Raw genomic sequence first — 3629 nt, forward strand, 5'->3', positions numbered from 1 at the left:
GTAAGCGCGACGACGAGGCCCTATGCAGCGAGGCTTGACGCTTGGTCGTAGCACCAGGGCATGAGGTCCTCGATGCGGGATCTGGGGTGTCCGTCGAGGATGGCCCGGAGGGTATCGGCGAGGTAGTCGACGGGGTTCACGCCGGACAGCTTGCAGGTGGCAACCAGCGAGGCGAGCATGGCCCAGTTCTCGGCGCCGATTTCGTTCCCGGCGAAGAGGGCGTTCTTCCGGGTCAGCGCGATCGGACGGATCTGGTTTTCGACCGGGTTGGTGTCCAGCTCGAGGGTGCCATCGTCGATAAAGCGGATCAGGCCGGGCCAGTGCGCGAGGGTGTAGCGGATATCCTCGGCCAGCAGGGACTTCCGCGGGATGCGCGAGAGCTGGGTCTCCAGCCAGGGCTTGAGCGCGGAGATGATCGGGGCGGATTGCTCGCGTCGGATGGCCATGCGGACGGCCGGGTCCTTGCCGCGCACGGTCTTTTCGATCTGATACAGCAATGCGATCTGGCGCAGCATCTCCTCGGCGATGGGCGAGCCGTCGCTCTCGACGCGTTTGACGAAGCGGCGGCGGACGTGGGTCCAGCAATAGACCAGCTGCCACGGCCCCTCATCGCGCGTGATCTCGGTCAGCGCATTGTAGGATTGGTAGGCGTCGCATTGCAGGAACCGGCCGCGGTATCCGGCCAGGAACCTAAGCGGATGTTCCCGTCCCCGACCGGGAGCGTAGTGGAACAGCACGAGGGGCGGGCCGGCACCGCCATGCCCGCGATCGTCGGATACGACGGCCCAGAAGTAGCCGCTCTTGGTGGCCTTCCGGCCCGGCTCCAGAACAGGCGCGCGGGTCTCGTCGACGAAGATCCGGTCGGCGACGCGCAGGTGGACCTTCATGTGGTCGATCACGGGCATCAGGTGGAAGCAGGCGCGGCCGACCCAATTGCCGAATGTGCCGCGGTCGAGGTGGAGCCCCTGCCGCTCGAAGATCCCCGCCTGGCGGTAAAACGGAAGGTGGTCGCCGAACTTCGAGATGATGATCCATGCGATCAGCCGCTCGGTGGGCAGGCCGCCCGGCACGACGTGCTCGGGCGCATGAGCCTGCACTACGGCCTGCGAGCAGCGGCGACAGGCATATCTGGGGCGCCGCGTCACAAGAACCTGGAACTGCGCCGGGATCACGTCGAGCCGCTCGGAGACATCCTCCCCGATCCGGGCCATCTCACCACAACCGCAGGGGCAAAGGGTGCTGGCCGGCTCGATCACGCGCTCGACCCGGGGCAGATGCGCCGGCAGATGCCCACGGTTGCGCGCGGGCTTGCGAGGTTCTTCCCCTCGCGCCCGGGAAAGCGCGGCTTCAGCCTTCTCCTGCGCGGCCTCAAGCACGCCCTGGGCCAGTTCGGCGTCCTCGAGCGGCAAATTGAACTGGTCGGGTGACAACTTCTCGGAACTCTTGCCAAAGCGCTCGCGCTGCGAGGTGCGCAGGATACCCTCCAGCCGGCGGTTTGCCTCCTGTACCTCCGCGAGCGCTGCCTCGACCTCCGCGAGGCGGGCCTTCAGATGAGCGTTCTCGCGGCTGAGAGTGTCGGCATCCATGCCTGAAGTGAATCACGCTGATGCCGTTCTGGCCAGTAAAAACGGGGCCTCCAGTGCGTCGGATGCACTTACCCTGCAACCAGCGGGCGGCGCACCCGCTCGGGTCTTACCAGTCTCCAGTCCAACCCCTCGAACAGCGCCGCCAGCTGCGCCGAGGACAGGCGCATCACCCCATCCCGCACCTGCGGCCAGACGAACTTGCCGCCCTCGAGGCGCTTGTGAACGAGCACCATCCCGGTCTGGTCCCAGACCAGAATCTTGATACGATCTGCCCGCTTCGCCCGGAAGACGAAGACCGCCCCGCAGAACGGGTCGAGCCCGAACATCTCCTGCACCGCCAGCGCCAGCCCGTCGATGCCCTTGCGGAAGTCCACCGGCCGCGTCGCCACGTAGACCTTCACCGGCCCGCCCTGGCCGAGCATCACCATGCCGCCGCCCGCGCCGCTCGGATCGACCGCGTAAGCAGAACCTCATCGGTATCTGCGCCGACGCGGATCACGACATCACCCACAACAATCTCCACGCCGGTGCTGGCCTCCGTCTCTGCCGGCATCTCCGCTGCGGCGCCCTCGACGACCAGTTCTGCAAACATCGGCAGTGCCGCCACGCTCTCGGGCACGACAAGCTGTCCGTCCCGTAGCTTCTTCCGCCAGTCATAAACCTGCCAGCGCGTCGTCCCGTGCCGCCGCGCGACTTCGGTCACCGAAGTTCCCGGCACCAAGCTTTCCGCCGCAATCCGCGCCCGCTCCGCCTTCGTGCGTCGCTGACGCCCGGTCGGCCCCTCCATCACTTCCAGCCGCGAAACCCCACCATCCGAGAAGCCGTCCAAATGGCCGCCCATTTTGCCGTCTCGTTCCAAGCCAACACCTCCGACGTTCATGCGCACGGAGATTGGCCCGTTCAGATCACCAGCGGCAGGAGGGGATCAGCGTCGCGCTTACTGTGCTTCGACATAAGCGGCTGATATTCGTGCGATATCCCCCGATCGGAGTGAGTACCCTTGCGATACATTGACTCAGCATCTCGAAACACGTCGGACGTACTCGGTGACTGGCTCGCTAGCTTTAATCCGCAGGCAGTCGACGCCCTACGCTGGCAAACCGGATACTTCAGTGCGGATGGATTGGCTCCTTTGGTGCCAGTGCTCAATGAGCTCAAGGCGCAAGACCGATTGACGAACTGCGTGATCGGATCAAACGGCGGAGAAACTGGAGAGCCCGACATCGAAGCACTGGTCAATCTCGTTGGAAATCCAAGAACAAATGCTAAGATTGGGGTCGTCAGCTTCTCCGCGGGACTATTTCATCCAAAAGTCTATCACTTCACACGACAGGATGGGTCGCAGGCGGCATATGTTGGATCGGCAAATCTGACCACTCCGGGCATTTCCGGTATGAACATCGAGGCGGGATTGCTCTTGGATTCGTCGGCCGGCGATCCTGCAAACGTTCTTACGGACGTGGCGGCCGCGATTGACGCTTGGTTTAATGGAACTCGCCCTGGGCTCTCAACGGTGTCCTCGCTTGCCGACCTTGCGCCGCTTGTTGCCGCTGGAATACTTGGTGTGGCCCCTACGCCACGCACCACGCAGTCCAGTTCCACGAACAGTGGGGCGGCGACGAGCAAAGTTCGTCTCAAGCCGCTGATCACGTTTCCTCCTGTCTCAGTCAAGAGCAGCACCGCCCCGTCTGCAGCCCCGCCGGCTGTTACGCCGCCGGCAGCAGCGCCGTCTGTTCCGACCGGAGCGGCGACTGCAACGTAACCGCCCGATTCCCGCCCCAGTCTGACCGTAGTATGCTCAGTCCATGGAGATTGATCGGGACAAGATCGACGAGGCCGTTCTGGCGCTTATGTGGTTGACGCTGCATGACGAGCGGCGGGCGTGGAAAGGCTTTGACTGGGACGCCCTAGAGCGATTGCATGGGAGGGGTCTGATTGCCGATCCGGTCAACAAGGCAAAGTCGGTTGTCCTGACCGATGAGGGCCTGCGGCAGTCCGAGGAACTCTTCCGGGCGCTGTTTACGCGGCCTCGGTCTTGACCGT

Annotated in this window: 5 protein-coding genes; 2 read left to right on the top strand and 3 right to left on the bottom strand. The window is 64.2% G+C overall.

What is annotated here, in order from left to right; genetic code table 11:
- Positions 1-20 precede the first annotated feature (20 nt).
- From tnpC to tnpA, 3 genes are all read right to left on the bottom strand, one after another.
- Positions 21-1586, bottom strand: a complete 1566-nt coding sequence (tnpC, locus tag ACTJI6_RS23775; RefSeq protein WP_080622378.1) for an IS66 family transposase — start codon at positions 1584-1586, stop codon at positions 21-23.
- Between the two features lie 68 nt (positions 1587-1654).
- Positions 1655-2014, bottom strand: coding sequence for an IS66 family insertion sequence element accessory protein TnpB (tnpB, locus tag ACTJI6_RS23780; RefSeq protein WP_214273084.1), 360 nt, complete (start codon positions 2012-2014; stop codon positions 1655-1657).
- Entirely contained in the window at positions 2008-2427 is a 420-nt protein-coding gene (gene tnpA, locus ACTJI6_RS23785) for an IS66-like element accessory protein TnpA (RefSeq protein WP_440798008.1), read from the bottom strand. The genes tnpB and tnpA overlap by 7 nt, the downstream gene beginning before the upstream one ends.
- 159 nt (positions 2428-2586) lie before the next feature.
- On the opposite strand from tnpA, the gene ACTJI6_RS23790 reads away from it, so the two are divergent.
- Both ACTJI6_RS23790 and ACTJI6_RS23795 read left to right on the top strand, forming a co-directional pair.
- Positions 2587-3348: a phospholipase D family protein gene (locus ACTJI6_RS23790; protein WP_440804219.1), complete on the top strand. Its 762-nt coding sequence runs from the start codon at positions 2587-2589 to the stop codon at positions 3346-3348.
- A gap of 43 nt (positions 3349-3391) precedes the next feature.
- Positions 3392-3625, top strand: a complete 234-nt coding sequence (locus ACTJI6_RS23795; protein ID WP_377764643.1) for a DUF6429 family protein — start codon at positions 3392-3394, stop codon at positions 3623-3625.
- The last annotated feature ends 4 nt before the right edge of the window (positions 3626-3629 follow it).

It is taken from the genome of Paracoccus sp. 22332 (genome assembly GCF_052045125.1).
GTDB lineage: Bacteria > Pseudomonadota > Alphaproteobacteria > Rhodobacterales > Rhodobacteraceae > Paracoccus > Paracoccus haematequi_A.